The following is a 17,653-nucleotide window of genomic DNA, read 5'->3' as shown; positions in this document are numbered from 1 at the left end:
GCCGCCATACTGGGTGTGCCAGGGGGCGGGCGGACAGCTACCGGGGGGAGCGTCGCGCGACATGGGGGACAGCAGGCTCATCCAGGGCCGGTACCGGCTGCTCGATCTGATCGGGCGCGGCGGCATGGGCGAGGTGTGGCGGGCCCGGGACGAGTCCCTGGGCCGGCACGTCGCCGTCAAGTGCCTCAAACCGCTGGGCCCGAACCACGACCACGCCTTCACCCGGGTGCTGCGGGAGCGGTTCCGCCGCGAGGCCCGGGTGGCCGCCGCGCTGCAGCACCGGGGCATCACCGTCGTGCACGACTTCGGCGAGTCGGACGGTGTGCTCTACCTCGTCATGGAGCTGCTGGACGGCCGCAACCTCAGCCAGCTCCTGGAGGACAACAAGCAGCACCCGCTGCCGGTTGCGGACGTCGTGGAGATCGCCGAGCAGGTCGCCGCCGCCCTCGCCTACTGCCATGAACAGGGCATCGTCCACCGGGACCTCAAGCCCGCGAACATCGTGCGGCTCGGCGACGGCACCGTGAAGATCTGCGACTTCGGCATAGCCCGTCTCGGGCACGACATCGGCTTCACCTCCCGGCTGACCGGCACCGGCGTCGCCATGGGCACCCCGCACTACATGTCCCCGGAGCAGATCAGCGGCACCGAGGTCGACCAGCGCAGCGACCTCTACTCGTTCGGGTGCGTGCTCTACGAGATCGCCACCGGCGTACCGCCGTTCGACCTCGGCGACGCCTGGGCGATCCTCGTCGGCCACCGCGACACCCCGCCCCGCCCGCCGCGCGAGCACCGCGCCGAACTGCCCGAGTACTTCGAGCGCGTCGTCCTCGACCTGCTCGCCAAGGAACCCGCGCAACGCCCCGACGACGCCCGCGAGCTGGCCCGCCGCATCAGCGCCCACCGGGGCGCGCCGGCGTACGTGACCGCCGTCGCGGCGGCCCGCCCGGCTCCCGCTGGACCGGCCGGCGCGGCCCGCCTGCCGTCCTGGACCCGCGGCATGACCACCGGCCACAAGGCGACCGGCACCGCACTGCGCACCACACCCCCGGACCCGGCAGCGGGGCTGTCCGGCGAGTGGATCGCACGTCCCGCCACCGGTCCGGTCGTCGCGGAACCCGCCCCCGCGGAGCGGCCCGCCCCGCCCACGGAGGTCCTGACCGCCCTGGCCGGCCGGCACAACGCGGGCCTGAGCCTCGGCCGGCTCGGCCGCTGGACGGAGGCGGGCGAGGTGCACCGGGGAGTCGCCGCCGAACGCGGGCACCTCCTCGGCCCCGACCACCCCGACACCCTCGCCAGCCGCTACGAGGTCGCCTTCACCCTCAGCCGCACCGGCCGCGCCGCGGACGCCCTGCGCGAGTACAAGCACGTCACCGAGGTCAGGATCCGCACCCTCGGCGCCGATCACCCCGACACCCTGGCCGCCCGCCAGGAGATGGCCTACGTGCTCGGCCAGCTGGGCCGCGCCTTCGACGCCCACCGCGTCTACACGTCGGTGCTCACCGCCCGCGAACAGCTCATGGGCCCCGACCACCCCGACACCCTGCGCTGCCGCCACAACCTCGCCTTCAACCTCAGCCGCCTCGGCCGCCTGGAGGACTCGTACCGCATGGCCCGCGAGGTGGCCCGGGCCCGCGCCCGCGTGCTCGGCCCGGACCACCCCGACACCCTCGTCACCCGCTACGAAGTGGCCTACGCCCTGGGGCAGTTGGGCCGTTGGGCCGAAGCCCTGGAGACCTACCACGAGGTCGCCGACGCCCGTGGCCGCGCCCTCGGCGCCGACCACCCCGACACCCTCGCCGCCCGGCACGAGATCGGCATCAGCCTGGGCCGCCTCGGCCGCAGCGCGGAGGCCCTGGACCTCTACCGCGTCCTGGCCGCGGACCGCACCCGCAGCCAGGGCCCCACCCACCCCGAGACCCTGCGCGCCCGTCACGGCCGCTGCGTCAACCTCGGGCGGCTCGGCCGCTGGGAGGAGGCCCTCGCGGAATCCCGTGACGTGGCCGCCCTGCGCGAACAGGTCCTCGGCCCCGAGCACCCGGACACCCTCGTCAGCTGCCGCGAGGTCGCCGTCGGTCTCGGCTGGCTGGGCCGCTGGGCCGACGCGCTCACCGAGTACCGGCGCGTGGCCGCCGCCCGCGAACGCGTCCTCGGCGCCGATCACCCCGACACCCTCGCCAGCCGCAACGACGAGGCCCACTGCCTGGAACAGCTCGGCCGCAGCGTCGAGGCCGTGGCCCTGTACCGAAGAGTCGCGGCGCTGCGGGAGCAGCGGGCCGCGGCGGGGCGCTGACCCCCGGGCGAGGGGCAAGGCGCCGTCTGGCCGACCCGGATCACCCCGTGTTACCAAGAACCATGACCGCACCCGAGGGACCCCGCGCACACCGGACCTACGACGCCGTCATCGTGGGCGGCGGCCACAACGGCCTGGTCGCCGCGGCCTATCTGGCCCGGGCGGGGCGTTCCGTGCTCGTCCTGGAGCGGCTGGACCACACGGGAGGCGCGGCGGTGTCCACGCGGCCCTTCGCCGGAGTCGACGCCCGGCTGTCCCGCTACTCGTACCTGGTCAGCCTGCTGCCCAAGAAGATCGTCCGGGACCTCGACCTGGACTTCCGGGTGCGCACCCGGACCGTCTCCTCCTACACACCCGCCGAGCGCGACGGCCGGCCCACCGGACTTCTCGTAGGCGGCGGCGAACGGCGCACGCGGGAGGCGTTCGCCCGGCTCACCGGCGCCGACCGCGAGTTCCGGGCCTGGCAGGAGCTCTACGGCATGACCGGCCGCGTCGCCGAGCGGATCTTCCCGACCCTCACCGAGCCGCTGCCCACCCGCGAGGAGCTGCGCCGCCGCCTTGACGACGAGGAAGCCTGGCGGGTGCTGTTCGAGGAACCGATCGGCGTCACCGTCGAGGAGCGCTTCGAGGACGACCTGGTGCGCGGCGTCGTCCTCACCGACGCCCTCATCGGCACCTTCGCCGACGCACACGACCCCTCCCTGAAGCAGAACCGCTGCTTCCTCTACCACGTGATCGGCGGCGGCACCGGCGACTGGGACGTTCCCGTCGGCGGCATGGGAGCCCTCACCGACGCGCTCGCCGACACGGCCCGCGCGGCGGGCGCCGTCCTCGCCACCGGCCACGAGGCGCTGCGCATCGCCACGGACGGCCGAACCGCCGAAGTCACCTTTTCCACGGCCGACGGCGAAGGCACCGTCGCCGCCCGGCACGTCCTGGTGAACGCCTCACCCCAGGCCCTGGCAGACCTGACCGGCGACCCGGCCCCTGAACCGGCCGAGGGCGCCCAGCTCAAGGTCAACATGCTGCTCGAGCGGCTGCCGCGGCTGCGCGACACCTCCGTCGACCCGCGTGAGGCCTTCGCCGGCACCTTCCACATCGCCGAGGGCTACGAGCAACTGGCCACCGCACACGCCCAGGCCGCCGCCGGTCACCTGCCGGCCGCGCCGCCCTCCGAGATCTACTGCCACTCCCTCACCGACCCGACCATCCTCGGACCCGACCTGGCCGAGCAGGGCTATCAGACGCTCACCCTCTTCGGCCTGCACACCCCGGCCCGCCTGTTCGACCGGAACAACGACGCCGTGCGCGAGGACCTGCTGAAGGCGACCCTCGCCCAGCTCGACGCCCACCTGGCCGAGCCCCTCGCCGACTGCCTGGCCACCGACGCCGAGGGACGCCCCTGCATCGAGGCCAGGACGCCGCTCGACCTGGAGCGGGACCTCGGCCTGCCTGGCGGCAACATCTTCCACCGCGAGCTGAGCTGGCCCTACGCGCAGGAGGGCACCGGACGCTGGGGCGTGGAGACCGGGCATGCCAACGTGCTGCTGTGCGGGGCGGGCGCGGTACGCGGGGGCGGGGTCAGCGGGGTCCCGGGACACAACGCGGCCATGGCGGTGCTGGAGAGCAGCCCCGGGTGACCCTTCAGTCGGCCTCCCGCGTCCACCCCACAGCCTTCAGACGGGCCGCGTCCGCCGGGCGCGCCTCGTCGAACAGGACACCTCGACCCGCCTCCACACGCAGCCCGTCCACGTAGCAACCGCGTCCGACGTACAGCCGGTCCGTCGCGTAGCGCCAGCGCAGGGCGAGCTCCCGCGCGGCCGGGAGGTCGGCGGTGAGCCGGTGCCAGACGCGGCCGGACCAGCCGGTGACGGAGCCCGACGGGTGCTGTTCGGGGTCCTGACCGCGGCGGGACGTCGTGAAGGGCACCGGCTGCCAGGTCGTGCCGCCGTCGGTCGTGGCCTCCAGGACCAGGGCATCGGCCTTGGGCTCGGTGTCCCACCACAGGGCGCAGCGCAGCCGGGCCCGGCCGGCGGACGTGTCCAGCGCGGGGAGCGAGAGGGTCGCCGTGGTGGAGACCGCCATCCCGGAGAACCAGGCTCTGCGTCCCCGCGCCGGCCGGACGGGCACGGCCCGTGCCATGGTGTTCGCCGCGGCCACCCTGGGCGCCGACCCGGACCGCCAACTGCGCACCGGATGGACCGAGTTGCCGAGGACGACCAGGAACGAGTCCGTCGTCGGGTCGAGCACCAGCGAGGTGCCCGTGAAGCCGGTGTGCCCGGCGGTGCGCGGCGTGGCCATCGCGCCCATGTACCAGTGCTGGTAGAGCTCGAAGCCGAGGCCGTGCTCGTCCCCGGGGAAGGCGGTGTTGAAGTCGGTGAACATCAGCTCCACCGACTCCGGCGTCAGGATCCTGGACCGCCCGTAGACACCGCCGTTGAGCAGGGTACGGCCGAGGACCGCCAGGTCCCACGCGTCGGAGAACACGCCCGCGTGGCCCGCGACGCCGCCCAGGCCGAAGGCGTTCTCGTCGTGCACCTCACCCCACACCAGGCCCCGGTCCAGGCCGGACCACGGGGCGCGGGCGTCCTCCGTGGCCGCGATCTTCGGCCGCCAGGACGCGGGCGGGTTGTAGCGGGTGCGGCGCAGGCCGAGCGGCGCGGTGATCTCCTCCCGGAGCAGGACGTCCAGGGCGCGGCCCGTGATGTGTTCCAGCACGAGCTGGAGCGAGATGAGGTTCAGGTCCGAGTACAGGTACGCCGTGCCGGGCGCGCTGACCGGCTTCTCGTTCCAGATGAGCTCGAGCTTCTCCTCATGGGTGGGCGCGCTGTACAGCGGGATCCAGGCGCGGAAGCCCGAGGTGTGGGTGAGGAGCTGGCGGATCGTGATGTCCTGCTTGCCCGCGCGGGAGAAGTCCGGCAGGTACGAGGCGACCCTCGCCTCCAGCTCCAGCGCGCCCCGCTCGATCTGCTGCACGGCGAGGATCGACGTGAACAGCTTCGACACCGACGCGAGGTCGAACACGGTGTCCTCGGCCATCGGGATCTGCTCGCCGGGCGGGAACTCGACGCCGGTGTCGGTCTTCTCGTCGTAGGCCCGGTAGCGCACCGCCATGCCGATGGGCCGGTGCAGGGCGACCGTGCCGCCGCGTCCGGCGAGCAGGACGGCGCCCGCGTACCAGGGGTGCTTGGGGGAGGGGGCGAGGAACGCCTCCGCGTCGGTGACGAGCCGGCGCAGGTGGGAGGAGAGCAGCCCGGCGCGTGCGGCGGAACCGTGCCGCAGGGTGGGGCGGTGGCCGGTCGTCGCCGGGGCCGCCCCGGCGGGCCCGGCGGGCAACGGGGCGAGTGCGAGCGCACCACCCAGGGCCAGTCCCGCTCTGCCCAGTTGACGCCGGGTCAGTTCGCCGCTCGCCGCTCTGTCGGTCACCGCGTACCCCTTCGCCTCTGCCGACTCGCATGTCCCATGAAGTATGTCCGCCGCCCGCCTTCGCCCATAGACCGCACGCGGGAACCAATCGGGTCCTGAATCTGACGGAGCATCAGAAAACCCCTTCCGTCCTCCGGGGGACTCCGGCATCCTGCGCCCATGCAGACGGAGCTGAGCCAGACACTGGGAATCGAGCACGCCGTCTTCGGCTTCACGCCGTTCCCCGCCGTCGCCGCGGCCATCAGCCGGGCCGGCGGCTTCGGCGTGCTCGGCGCGGTCCGCTACACCGACCCCGACGAACTCACACGCGACCTGGACTGGATCGAGGCACACGCCGACGGCCGGCCGTACGGCCTGGACGTCGTGATGCCGGCGAAGAAGGTCGAGGGCGTGACGGAAGCCGACGTCGAGGCGATGATCCCCGAGGGGCACCGGCAGTTCGTCCGGGACACCCTCGCCAAGCACGGCGTGCCCGAGCTCGCGGAGGGCGAGGCGGCCGGCTGGCGCATCACCGGCTGGATGGAGCAGGTCGCCCGCAGCCAGCTCGACGTCGCCTTCGACTACCCGATCCGGCTCGTCGCCAACGCCCTCGGCTCCCCGCCCGCCGACGTCGTCGCCCGCGCCCACGACCAGGACGTCCTCGTCGCCGCACTCGCGGGCAGCGCCCGGCACGCCCGCAAGCACCGGGACGCCGGGATCGACATCGTCGTGGCGCAGGGCTACGAGGCGGGGGGCCACACCGGCGAGATCGCCTCCATGGTGCTCACCCCCGAGGTCGTCGACGCCGTCGCCCCGATGCCCGTCCTGGCCGCCGGCGGCATCGGCAGCGGACAGCAGGTGGCCGCCGCGCTCGCCCTCGGCGCCCAAGGCGTGTGGCTCGGCTCCCTGTGGCTGACCACCACGGAAGCGGACCTCCACTCGCCCGCCCTGACCCGCAAACTCCTCGCGGCCGGCTCCGGCGACACCGTCCGCTCCCGTGCCCTGACCGGCAAACCGGCACGCCAGTTGCGCACCGAGTGGACCGACGCCTGGGACGACGCGGCCGGGCCCGGCACCCTGCCCATGCCCCTGCAAGGGCTGCTGGTCGCCGAGGCCGTCTCGCGCATCCAGAAGTACGAGGTCGACCCGCTGCTCGGCACCCCGGTCGGCCAGATCGTCGGCCGGATGAACAGCGAACGCAGCGTCCAGGCCGTCTTCGACGACCTCACCCGCGGCTTCGAGCAGGCCGTGGACCGCGTCAACCGCATCGCCGGAAGGAGCGGACAGTCGTGAGCACACCCCCCGTGGGCTTCTGGGCCCAGGCCGCACAGCACCCCGACCGGAAGGTGCTCGTCGCACCCGACGGCGAGGAGTGGACCGCCGGACGCCTGCACGCCGCCGCCAACCGGCTCGTGCACGGCCTGCGCGATGCCGGGCTGCGACGCGGCGACACCTTCGCCGTGGTCCTGCCCAACGGCGTCGAGTTCCTCACCGCCTATCTCGCCGCCAGTCAGGCCGGGTTCTACCTCGTCCCCGTCAACCACCACCTGGTCGGACCGGAGATCGCCTGGATCGTCTCCGACTCCGGCGCCAAGGTGCTCCTCGCCCACGAGCGCTTCGCCGACGCGGCCCGCGCCGCCGCCGACGAGGCCGGCCTGCCGGGCACCCACCGGTACGCCGTGGGCACGGTCGAGGGATTCCGCCCGTACGCCGAACTCCTCGACGGCCGACCCGAGTCGGCGCCCGTGGACCGCACCCTCGGCTGGGTCATGAACTACACCTCCGGCACCACCGGACGCCCCCGCGGCATCCGCCGCCCGCTGCCCGGCAAACCGCCGGAGGAGGCGTACCTCGGCGGGTTCCTCGGCATCTTCGGCATCCGGCCGTTCGACGACAACGTGCACCTGGTCTGCTCGCCGCTCTACCACACGGCCGTCCTGCAGTTCGCCGGCGCGTCCCTGCACATCGGCCACCGGCTGGTCCTCATGGACAAGTGGACGCCCGAGGAGATGCTCCGCCTCATCGACGCCCACGGCTGCACCCACACCCATATGGTCCCCACCCAGTTCCACCGCCTGCTGGCCCTGCCCGGCGAGGTGAAGGACCGCTACGACGTCTCCTCCATGCGGCACGCCATCCACGGGGCCGCGCCCTGCCCCGACCACGTGAAGCGGGCCATGCTCGACTGGTGGGGGCCCTGTGTGGAGGAGTACTACGCCGCCAGCGAGGGCGGCGGCGCCTTCGCCACCGCCGAGGACTGGCTGAAGAAGCCCGGTACCGTCGGCAAGGCCTGGCCCATCAGCGAGCTCGCGATCTTCGACGACGACGGCAACCGGCTGCCGCCCGGTGAACTCGGCACCGTTTACATGAAGATGAACACCGGCGGCTTCTCGTACCACAAGGACGAGGCCAAGACCCGCAAGAACCGCATCGGCGACTTCTTCACCGTCGGCGACCTCGGACACCTCGACGAGGACGGCTACCTCTTCCTGCGCGACCGCAAGATCGACCTGATCATCTCCGGCGGGGTCAACATCTACCCGGCCGAGATCGAGTCGGCTCTGCTCGCCCACCCGGCCGTCGCGGACGCCGCCGTCTTCGGCATCCCGCACGACGACTGGGGCGAGGAGGTCAAGGCGGTCGTGGAACCGGCCCCCGGCCACCGGCCCGGGCCCGCCCTCGCGGCCGACCTCCTCGACCACTGCGCCCACCGGCTCGCCGGGTACAAGCGGCCCAGGTCCGTCGACTTCATCGCCGAGATGCCCCGTGACCCCAACGGCAAGCTGTACAAGCGGCGGCTGCGGGAGCCGTACTGGGAGGGCCGGACGCGACCGGTGTGAGGCGGCACGCGGCTTTGGTCGCTGGACAGAGGGCGGGCGTCATCCTTTGGTCGGCCCTTGCTCGCCCTCCGGCCGATACCCGGCCGGCCCCCGCCTTCCTAGCGTCGAGGCATGACGATCGCGTCCGAACAGGGACCGCTGCGGCGGGGCGACGCACGGCAGGGCGAGCGGGCACTCGCCCCCGATCTCGCCCGCGGGATCATGCTGCTGGGCATCGTGCTGTCCAACACCGCCTTCCACCTCTGGGCGGCCCGGCGCGGACCCTCCGGATGGCAGCCCGTGGACGGCTCCTGGGTCGACCACGCCGCGCAGTTCACCATGATCATCGTGCTGGACCTGCGGGTCTACCCGCTCTTCGCGTTCCTCTTCGGCTACGGCATGATGCAGCTCTACCTCCGCCAGACCGCCGCCGGCACCGACGGCCGCGCCGTGGCGAAGGTCCTGCGCAGGCGCAGCCTCTGGCTGATCGTCATCGGCCTGACGCACGCCACCCTGCTGATGGCGGGGGACATCATCGGCTTCTACGGCGTCCTGAGCCTCGTCCTCGGCCCGGCCTTCCTGCGGCGCGGCGAACGTGCCCTGAAGTGGTGGATCAGGGCCGGTATCGCCCTGCTCCTGCTCGTCTCGGCCGGACCCGCCCTCGCGGCCCTGCTCCGCGGCGAGCTGGGCACGTTCGGCGACACCGGGGCCGAACCGGGCTTCAAGGCCTTCGCGCCGGACGAGGGCGACTGGCTCACCGCGGCGGGCATACGGCTGGAGACGGGCCTGTTCGTCACCTTCGTCGCCGCCTCGCTGACCCTCGTCGCCGGCGGGTACGTCATCTTCCTGCTCGGCTTCTGGGCCGCCCGCCGCCGCGTCCTGGAGGAACCCGGCGACCACCGCACGCTGCTGCGCCGGACGGCCGTACTCGGCATCGCCGTCGGCTGGCTCGGCGCGCTGCCCGCCGCCCTCGCCCACATCGGCGTCCTGCACGTGACGGACGAGATGCAGAGCGACAGCGGGGCGCTCATGGTCCTGCGCGACATCACCGGCAACGCCGCGGGCCTCGGCTACGTCGCGGCCGTCGCCCTCGTCGCACACCGGTGGACCACCCGGCGCCGCGGGCGTGTCACCACTGTGGTGGTGACGGCCGTGGCCTCCGTCGGCAAGCGCTCCCTGTCCTGCTACCTCGCCCACTCCCTGCTCTTCGCCCCCGTACTGGCTGCCTGGGGGCTCGGCCTGGGCGAGCACCTGAGCAGCGCGACCATGGCGCTCTTCGCCCTCACCGTCTGGCTGGTCACGGTCGCGGGAGCGTACGCCCTGGAACGGGCCGGCCGCCGGGGCCCGGCCGAAGTGGTGCTGCGGCGGCTGATGTACGGCTCCCGCCGAGCATGACCGAGGGTGCCGCCCCACGGGACGGCACCCCACGCCCACCGTCAGCGGCGCTCGTGCACCCGCACGACCTTCAGCTTCGGCGAGGACATGATGTCCTTCTCGCAGAAGCGCGACGCCACCCACTTCTCACCGGAGAACAGCCGCGTCTGATCGGCGAAGTGCGGCGACTTCGGGTTCGACGACTGCGAGTACGTCAGCAGCGTGCGCGCCACCGGGCAGCGGCTGCCGTCCCAGCCGACCGCCTGCAGATGGCTGCTGCCGAAGGGCACCTCCGTGTAGCCGCCGCCGGCCGCGTCCCACGTCGGCTCGATCACGTTCCACACGCCGAGCCGGCCCGCGCCACCCGGCACCGGCAGGCGCTGCCCGTCGCGAACGACGAACTGGTGCGCGCCGAGCGGCGCGTCGAGCGCGATGCCCGCGCCCCGCAGCTCGGCGACCGTGTCGGCGAGAGCGGTGGGGAAGCCGGGAGCGTCCGTGTTCAGGGTGTTCGGGGTGCGGACCGGGTCCGCCGCCGAGAACGGCACCTTCCACAACCGGTCGGCAGGCACGGCCTGTTCGAGCCTGCGCCAGAACCGGTCGAAGAGCAGCGCTCCCCGGCTGCCGGTGTCCATGGTGCGGTCCCACGCCTTCAGCACGCCGCAGGCGCCGGACACATCGACGGCCTTGCCGTCGCTGCCCGTCGCCGTACCGCCGGGCAGTGCGGCGCACGCCCGTGCCACGTCCCCGCCGGCGAGATCACCGGCGGGCACCCGGTTGGCGAACTGCTGCCGTTGCAGGTCCCGTACGGTCAGGCCGCCGCGGTCCGCCATCGCCGCCACGTCCTCGATCGCGCCCCGGGTGCGCAGGCCGAGCTGGGTGCCCACCGTGCCGAAGATCCGCTCGTATCCGGTGAGCGGCCGGTCGGCATTGGTCATCCACGCGGTGCCGTTGGAGTTCTCCGCGTAGGGGGCGTCCTTCAGCGTCGGCATCCTCGACGGACCGAAGATCCCCGGCACGACGGCGCCGGGGTCGCTGCCGAGCGCGCAGTCGCCGCGTGAGCCGTCGAGGATCGCGATCCCGGACGCCGGATACGTGGTCCTGCCGAGTTCCGTCGAGCAGCGCCCGGCCAACTCGTCGGTGACGCGGGGAAGTACCTGGGACTGGGTGTAGAGGGAGTGCCCCGCACGGTCGGCGGCGATCGTGTTCACCCAGGGGATGCCCTGGTGCCGGTCGAGCGAGGCGAGGACGTCGCCCGTGCCGCGCGCCTTGCTGAAGCCGAGCGAGGTGTCGGCGAAGCGCAGGTTCGCTGCGTTCGGGTCGTTGAGGGCGTACGCCGTCCTCCCGGTCCACGGCAGCGGGACCTGGGGACTGAGGGAAGTGACGACGGGGCCGTAGCGGGTCCACCACTGGGTGCGGGTGACCGGTGCGCCGTCCTTCACGGAGACCGTCACGGTCCGCTTCTTCATGCGTTCCGGCCTGCCGTCCACGAGGTATGTCGTGGGATCGGCCGGATCGAGCGTCAGCTGGTGAAAGTTGGCCGGGATGCCGGTGGAGACGGTATGGCTCCACGCCACATGTGCGTTGAACCCGATGGAGATCGCCGGGGTGCCGAGCAGGGAGCCGCCGGACACGTTCAGCTCGCCCGGGATCGTCTGCTGCGACTGCCAGAACCGGCGCCCGCCGTCCCACGGGTAGTGAGGGTTGCCCAGCAGCAGGCCGCGGCCGTTCGCCGCCCGGTCACCGCGGAAGGCGACCGCGTTGGAGCCCATGCCGGGGTCACCCCACAGCTCGTCCGCCGCCTTCGCCACGGCCTTCGCGCCGGGCGTGCGGGCGGACGGAGCACCGGAGACGGCCGTGCCTGCGGCCGGCGGTTGCGCCGCGGTGATCGTGTCCACGAACCGCCCCTCGCCGGATATCGAGGCGATGGCCAGGCCACGGGCCGCCACGTCCAGCTCGGTGACCGGCCGGACCCAGGAGGCGCCCGCGCAGGCCGGATCCGTGACCTTCTTCTGCTTCAGCCATGCGTTGTAACCGGCGGCCCAGCCCCGCATCATGTTCCGGACCTCACGGCTCGGCCCCACGGGCGCCCGCTCGGCGAGCAGCTTCTCCGCGGTGCCGCTCTCGCGGACCCCGCGGAAGTACAGGTCGCTGGCGAGGTTCGTCCTGGCCGCCGAGAGGTCGCCGCCGGCGGGCGCGTCGGCGCCGAAGTACCGGGACCGCTCGCCCCGCAGGGTCACGAAGCCGTCGGCGAGCGTGCACACCTCGTCGGCCGCCTGCGCCCAGCCCGTACCGAAGCCCAGGTCCGCGTAGTTCTTCGCGAGGATGTGCGGAATGCCGTACTCGGTGTAGCGGATGACGGCGGACATGCCGTCGCGGGAAGGGTGCTGCTCTGCTCGCTGCTCGGTCGTGGCGGCCGCCGCGGGTAACGCGGACGCGGCGGTGAACAGGGCCGTGGCCCCGAGGACAAGTCGTCTCAGACGACTGCGCATCGTGCCCTCCAACATCGTCGAGGGAAAGGAGTGTCGAGTGTACGAACCTGATTCGAACGTCCGTCGGTTTCATGACAGCGGACGCCGTCGGCGGCGGCAGGGTTGCTCGGGGCTCCTTCGCCCGGCCCCGGCTCCCGCCCTGCCCGAGGTCCTTGACCTCATCGGTCGGTGAACCGAGGATCATGTGTCATGACGACGCCCGGACAAGGCAGCACGGTCGACGGAGTCCTGCGGCGCAGCGCCCGGCGCACACCGGCGCGCGTCGCGGTGGAGTACGCCCAACGGACCTGGACGTACGACGAACTCGACACCGCCGTCTCCCGCGCGGCGAGTGTCCTCCTCGACCAGGGGCTGAGGCGCGGGGAGCGGGTCGGTGCCTACGGCCACAACTCCGACGCCTACCTGATCGCCTTCCTCGCCTGCGCTCGCGCGGGTCTGGTGCACGTCCCCGTCAACCAGAACCTGACCGGCGACGACCTCGCCTACATCGTCGGCCAGTCCGGCAGCGCCCTGGTCCTCACCGACCCGGACCTGGCCGCACGACTTCCGGACGACGTGCGGACGCTGGCGCTGCGGGACGCGGACGACTCGCTGCTCGCACGGCTGCCGCAGGCGCCCGCGTACGACGGACCCGAGCCGCGCACCGAGGACCTGGTGCAACTGCTGTACACGTCCGGGACGACCGCCCTGCCCAAGGGCGCGATGATGACGCACCGGGCCCTGGTGCACGAGTACCTGAGCGCCATCACCGCCCTCGACCTCAGTGCGGGCGACCGCCCCGCGCACTCCCTGCCGCTGTACCACTCGGCGCAGATGCACGTCTTCCTGCTGCCCTACCTCGCCGTCGGCGCGACGAACATCATCCTCGACGCACCCGACGGCGACCGGCTCTTCGACCTGATCGAGGCGGGCCGCGCGGACAGCCTCTTCGCGCCGCCCACCGTCTGGATCGCCCTGTCCCACCGCCCCGACTTCCCCACCCGCGACCTGAGCGGCCTGCGCAAGGCGTACTACGGCGCGTCGATCATGCCGGTCCCGGTACTCGAACGGCTGCGGGAACGCCTGCCCGACCTGGCCTTCTACAACTGCTTCGGGCAGAGTGAGATCGGCCCGCTGGCCACGGTTCTCGCACCCGGCGAACACAAGGGCCGCCTGGACTCCTGCGGCCGGCCCGTCCTGTTCGTCGACGCCCGTGTGGTCGACGAGGACGGCAAGGACGTCCCCGACGGCACCCCCGGCGAGATCGTCTACCGCTCCCCCCAACTGTGCGAGGGCTACTGGGACAAGCCCGAGGAGACCGCCGAGGCCTTCCGCGACGGCTGGTTCCGCTCCGGCGACCTCGCCGTACGCGACGCGCACGGCTACTTCACGATCGTCGACCGGGTCAAGGACGTCATCAACTCCGGCGGTGTCGTCATCGCCTCACGCCAGGTCGAGGACGCCCTGTACACCCACCCCGGCGTCGCCGAGGCCGCGGTGGTGGGCCTGCCGGACGAGCGCTGGATCGAGGCGGTGACCGCCGTGGTCGTCCCGCGCGGCGAGGTCTCGGAGACGGAACTGATCGACCACGTCCGCGAACGACTCGCCCCCTTCAAGGCCCCCAAGCGCGTGGTGTTCGTGGACGGACTCCCGCGCAACGCCAGCGGGAAGATCCTCAAGCGGGAACTGAGGAACGACCTCGGGAACGGGTAGCGCGCACGGGCCGGAGAACCGGGTTGTGCCGGCCCGGCTCCGGACGCCAGGATCGACGCCATGCCGATCTTCAGTGCCCCGGACGGGACCCGGCTGGCCTTCCACCTGCGCGGTGAGGGCGAGCCGCTCGTCGTGCTGCCCGGAGGGCCCATGCGGGCCTCCGCCTACCTGGGAGACCTGGGCGGACTGGACGTCCACCGGCGGTTGGTACTCCTCGACCTGCGCGGCACGGGGGAGTCCGAGAAGCCCGCGGATCCCGGGACGTACCGCTGCGACCGGCTCGTGGACGACGTCGAGGCGCTGCGGCGCCATCTGGGCCTGGAGCGGATGGACGTGCTCGCGCACTCGGCGGGCGGCAGCCTGGCCATGCTGTACGCGGCCCGCCATCCGGAGCGGCTGGGACGGCTGGCCCTGGTCACCGCCACCCCGTGGGCGCTGGGGCTGCCGGCCACGGCCGCGGACCGGCTGGCGGCGGCACGACTGCGGGCGTCGGAACCCTGGTTCCCGGATGCGTTCCCGGCGTTCGAGGCCTGGCTGGACGGCACCGGTGGCTTTGATCCGGTGTTCCTCCCGTTCTTCCACGGGCGCTGGGACGACACCGCCCGGGCCCACGCCGACCGCGAGGAGACCGAGACCAACGACGACGCGGCGGATGTCTACGGTGGCGACGGCGCCTACGACCCTGCCGAGACGCGGAGTGCGCTGGCCCGGGTGAGAACTCCCGTGCTCGTCCTGGCCGGTGAGGTCGACGGCGGTCCGACTCCGGCGCTCGCCCGGCGTGCCGCGGACGCCTTCCCGGCGGCCGAGTTCGCGGTGCAGCCGGGAGCGGGTCACTACCCGTGGCTCGACGACCCGCAAGGGTTCACGCGGCGGGTGGCCGCCTTCTTCTCCTGACCACGGACGCGCGCCTCTGCTGTCGGCAGAGCGGACGCGGCTCCCGGGCACGCTTCGCCTACCGTGCCCGGCATGGACACAGCACCGCGCACCGCGCAGGCGAACGGCATCACGCAGGCCTACCGCGTCTGGGGACCGCGGGACGCGGAGCCTCTCGTCCTGCTGCACGCCCGCGGGGCCGACGGCGCCGACTGGGCGTCGATCGCCCCGGCCCTGGCCACCGGGCCCGCCGGACCCCGCCGTGTGTACGCGCCCGATCTGCGCGGACACGGCCGGAGCGACCGGCCCGGCGGATACGCGTACGAGACCATGCGCGACGACATCCACGCCCTCCTCGGCGTGCTCGGCATCGACCGCGCCGACGTCGTGGGCCACTCGCTCGGCGGCGCGGTCGCCTACCTGCTTGCCCAGCGCAGTCCCGGGCTCGTGCGACGGCTCGTCCTGGAGGACGTGCCCGCGCCCTTCCCGCTGGACCCGCCGCGCCCACCCGCCGAACGGCCCAGCGTGGAGACCCCGTACGACTGGGCGATGATCCTCGCCACCGACGAACAGCGCAACGCACCGAATCCCATGTGGTGGGACCACATGGGCCGGATCACCATGCCCACGCTGCTGATCGGTGGCGGGCCGAGCAGCCCGATCCCGCAGGAGCAGATCGCCGCGTTCGCCGAACTGCTCCCCGACGCACGGCACGTCACCCTCGACGCGGGGCATCTCGTGCACGAGACCCGGCCGAAGGAGTTCCTCGCGGCCGTGGCGGAGTTCCTCAGCCCTGCGGCCCGTACGCCGTCATGAAGCGGTCTCGGAACTTGTCCATGCCCCACCGCGGCGCGTTCTCGGCCGGCTTGAGACCGTCCGTCCAGCCCCAGTCGGCGACCCGGTCCAGGACCTTCTTGTCGTGGGCGACGATCGTCACTGGCACGTCCTTGCCGGTGTCCCCGGCGGTGACGGTCGGCACCGGCTGGTGGTCACCGAGGAAGACCAGCACCGTGTCGTCGTCGCCGTAGCGCTCGACCCACTCGGTGAGGCTGCGGATCGAGTACTCGATGGCCTTGCGGTACTCGGCACGCACCTTCTCCGGGTCCTTCCAGACCTCCGTGGGGTTGGTGCCCTCCTTCTTGATCCGGTGGAACACCGAGCCGTCGCCGAGGTCGTTCCAGTCGATCATGTGGGCGATGGGGGACCAGGGGTTGTGGCTGGAGGCCAGGATGATCTCCGCCATGATCGGCTCGCGGTCCTTCTTGCCGTGCTCCAGCCGCTCGAAGGCCTCCATGCTGAACTGGTCGGGCACGGGCGTCCAGCTGAAGTACGGGCCGTGGTAGCCGAGGTGCTCGGAGTCGTAGATGTGGTCCAGGCCGAAGTACTTGCCCTCCGGCCAGGCCCGCCGCACACCCGGCACGACGCCGACGGTCCGCCAGGCCCCGGTCTTGCCGAAGTAGTTCGTCAGCGTCATGCGATCGCTCGTGGTGAGACTGCGGTACCGCTGCTGGTTCTTGATCCACAGCCCGGACAGGAACGTCGAGTGGGCCAGCCAGCTGCCCGCGCCCGTCACCGGCGACTGCAGCCAGCCGCTGCGCGACTCGAACCCGGCCGCCTTCAGCCTGCCGGTGCCCTCCTTGAGCACGGCGTCGGTCTGCTGCGCCATCGCCGGGTCGTCGATCGCGACCCTGCCGTAGCTCTCGATGAAGGTGAACAGGACGTCCTTGCCGCGCAGCCCCGTGAGCAGCTGGTCGGGCGGCGTCTTCGCGAAGGCGTCCACCGAGGCCTGCTTCTCGAAGACCCGGGCGTCCGCGAGCCCCGCACGCACCTGCTCCACCCGGTTGCCCAGGAACTCGGCGTTGCCCTTCGTGGCGACCGGCACGGTACCGATCTCCACCCCCAGGGTCATGCAGGTGATCCACGCCGTGCCGAGGATCAGGACCGTGCGGCCGGCGGCGGGCCGGTGCCGGACCATCAGGTTCGTCAGCCGCACCACCGCGAGCGTCGTGAGGACGAGCAGGGCGACGAACAGGACGATCACGCCGGTCACGGCCAGCACCTGGCCGGTGCGGCCGAACGTCTCCCTCAGGAAGTCCGTGCCGTTCTCGATCAGGATCCAGTCGAGGACCAGGTCGAAGGGCCGGGCCAGGATCTGGTAGAAGCCCATGTCGACGAACTTCAGCACCGTGAGCAGGCCCAGGAACACGCCCGTGACGACCGCCGTGATGCGTCGGGGCTTCGACGGCAGCGCGAGCAGCAGCCCGGCGAGCAGCACGCCCTCGGCGGGGATGCGGACGAACGACGCGAACTCGATGCGCTCGATCCGGTTCGGCACGAGCAGCGCGAACAGCACCAGGGCACCGGCCAGCACGGTCGTACCGACGGAGACGCCCCGCGCCGTCCGGGGGTAGCGGCGCCGCCAGCCGAACCAGCCGGGCTTGGTCGTCGGCGACGGCGCGGATGCGGTCCGCTGTGCCGGAGTGGCACTCTCCGGGGCGTCCGCCGCACCGGTCCCGCCCTCCGGTCCCGCCGTACCGGTGCCCCCCTCCGGTTCCGCCGTACCGGTGTCGTCATCCGGTTCCGCCCCGCTCTCGGTCGTGTCCGAAAGCTGACGGGAGCGAGTGAAGAGCGACACCCGGTGGTCCTTCCGTGCGGTCTTGCTGGCATGGCGAACGGAGCTCGGGTGAGCGAGCCCGCCACCACCAGTA

General features: G+C 72.7%; 11 protein-coding genes. 8 read left to right on the top strand and 3 right to left on the bottom strand.

Features of this window, described 5'->3' with window-relative positions; all coding sequences use genetic code 11:
• Positions 1-61 precede the first annotated feature (61 nt).
• Together IE153_RS23980 and IE153_RS23975 are read left to right on the top strand one after the other, a co-directional pair.
• Entirely contained in the window at positions 62-2,293 is a 2,232-nt protein-coding gene (locus tag IE153_RS23980; RefSeq protein WP_189591879.1) for a serine/threonine-protein kinase, read from the top strand.
• A 62-nt stretch (positions 2,294-2,355) separates the two neighbouring features.
• A complete protein-coding gene (locus tag IE153_RS23975; protein ID WP_189591878.1) occupies positions 2,356-3,933 on the top strand; it encodes a phytoene desaturase family protein in 1,578 nt (525 codons plus the stop codon).
• A gap of 4 nt (positions 3,934-3,937) precedes the next feature.
• Here IE153_RS23975 and IE153_RS23970 read toward each other — a convergent pair whose 3' ends face one another.
• Entirely contained in the window at positions 3,938-5,719 is a 1,782-nt protein-coding gene (locus IE153_RS23970; protein WP_189591877.1) for a serine hydrolase domain-containing protein, read from the bottom strand.
• A 159-nt stretch (positions 5,720-5,878) separates the two neighbouring features.
• Here IE153_RS23970 and IE153_RS23965 point away from each other — a divergent pair, with 159 nt between their 5' ends.
• The 3 genes from IE153_RS23965 to IE153_RS23955 all read left to right on the top strand — a co-directional run bounded on the left by IE153_RS23965 (position 5,879) and on the right by IE153_RS23955 (position 9,912).
• Positions 5,879-6,991: an NAD(P)H-dependent flavin oxidoreductase gene (locus IE153_RS23965; RefSeq protein ID WP_189591876.1), complete on the top strand. Its 1,113-nt coding sequence runs from the start codon at positions 5,879-5,881 to the stop codon at positions 6,989-6,991.
• Positions 6,988-8,538 carry an acyl-CoA synthetase gene (locus IE153_RS23960; protein WP_189591875.1) on the top strand — a complete coding sequence of 517 codons (1,551 nt, stop codon included), beginning with the start codon at positions 6,988-6,990 and terminating at the stop codon, positions 8,536-8,538. Before IE153_RS23965 ends, IE153_RS23960 begins: the two co-directional genes overlap by 4 nt.
• A 111-nt stretch (positions 8,539-8,649) precedes the next feature.
• A complete protein-coding gene (locus tag IE153_RS23955; protein WP_189591874.1) occupies positions 8,650-9,912 on the top strand; it encodes a DUF418 domain-containing protein in 1,263 nt (420 codons plus the stop codon).
• Positions 9,913-9,953: 41 nt separating this feature from the next.
• On the opposite strand, the gene IE153_RS23950 is transcribed toward IE153_RS23955, so the two are convergent.
• Positions 9,954-12,380: a penicillin acylase family protein gene (locus tag IE153_RS23950; RefSeq protein WP_189591873.1), complete on the bottom strand. Its 2,427-nt coding sequence runs from the start codon at positions 12,378-12,380 to the stop codon at positions 9,954-9,956.
• 189 nt (positions 12,381-12,569) lie between these two features.
• On the opposite strand from IE153_RS23950, the gene IE153_RS23945 reads away from it, so the two are divergent.
• From IE153_RS23945 to IE153_RS23935, 3 genes are all read left to right on the top strand, one after another.
• Complete coding sequence (locus IE153_RS23945; RefSeq protein WP_189591872.1) at positions 12,570-14,072, top strand: acyl-CoA synthetase; 1,503 nt, start codon at positions 12,570-12,572, stop codon at positions 14,070-14,072.
• A 60-nt stretch (positions 14,073-14,132) separates the two neighbouring features.
• Positions 14,133-14,966, top strand: a complete 834-nt coding sequence (locus tag IE153_RS23940) for an alpha/beta fold hydrolase (RefSeq protein WP_189591871.1) — start codon at positions 14,133-14,135, stop codon at positions 14,964-14,966.
• A gap of 72 nt (positions 14,967-15,038) precedes the next feature.
• Positions 15,039-15,761, top strand: coding sequence for an alpha/beta fold hydrolase (locus tag IE153_RS23935; RefSeq protein ID WP_189591870.1), 723 nt, complete (start codon positions 15,039-15,041; stop codon positions 15,759-15,761).
• Here the strand turns inward: IE153_RS23935 and IE153_RS23930 are convergent.
• The gene (locus tag IE153_RS23930) at positions 15,733-17,580 is read right to left on the bottom strand and encodes an alkaline phosphatase family protein (protein WP_189591869.1); all 1,848 of its coding nucleotides are present in this window, start codon (positions 17,578-17,580) and stop codon (positions 15,733-15,735) included. The two genes, IE153_RS23935 and IE153_RS23930, sit on opposite strands and share 29 nt — an antisense overlap.
• Positions 17,581-17,653 lie beyond the last annotated feature (73 nt).

It is taken from the genome of Streptomyces massasporeus, from assembly GCF_014648995.1.
Classification (GTDB): Bacteria; Actinomycetota; Actinomycetes; order Streptomycetales; family Streptomycetaceae; genus Streptomyces; species Streptomyces massasporeus.
This window is presented reverse-complemented; position numbering and strand designations above follow the sequence as displayed.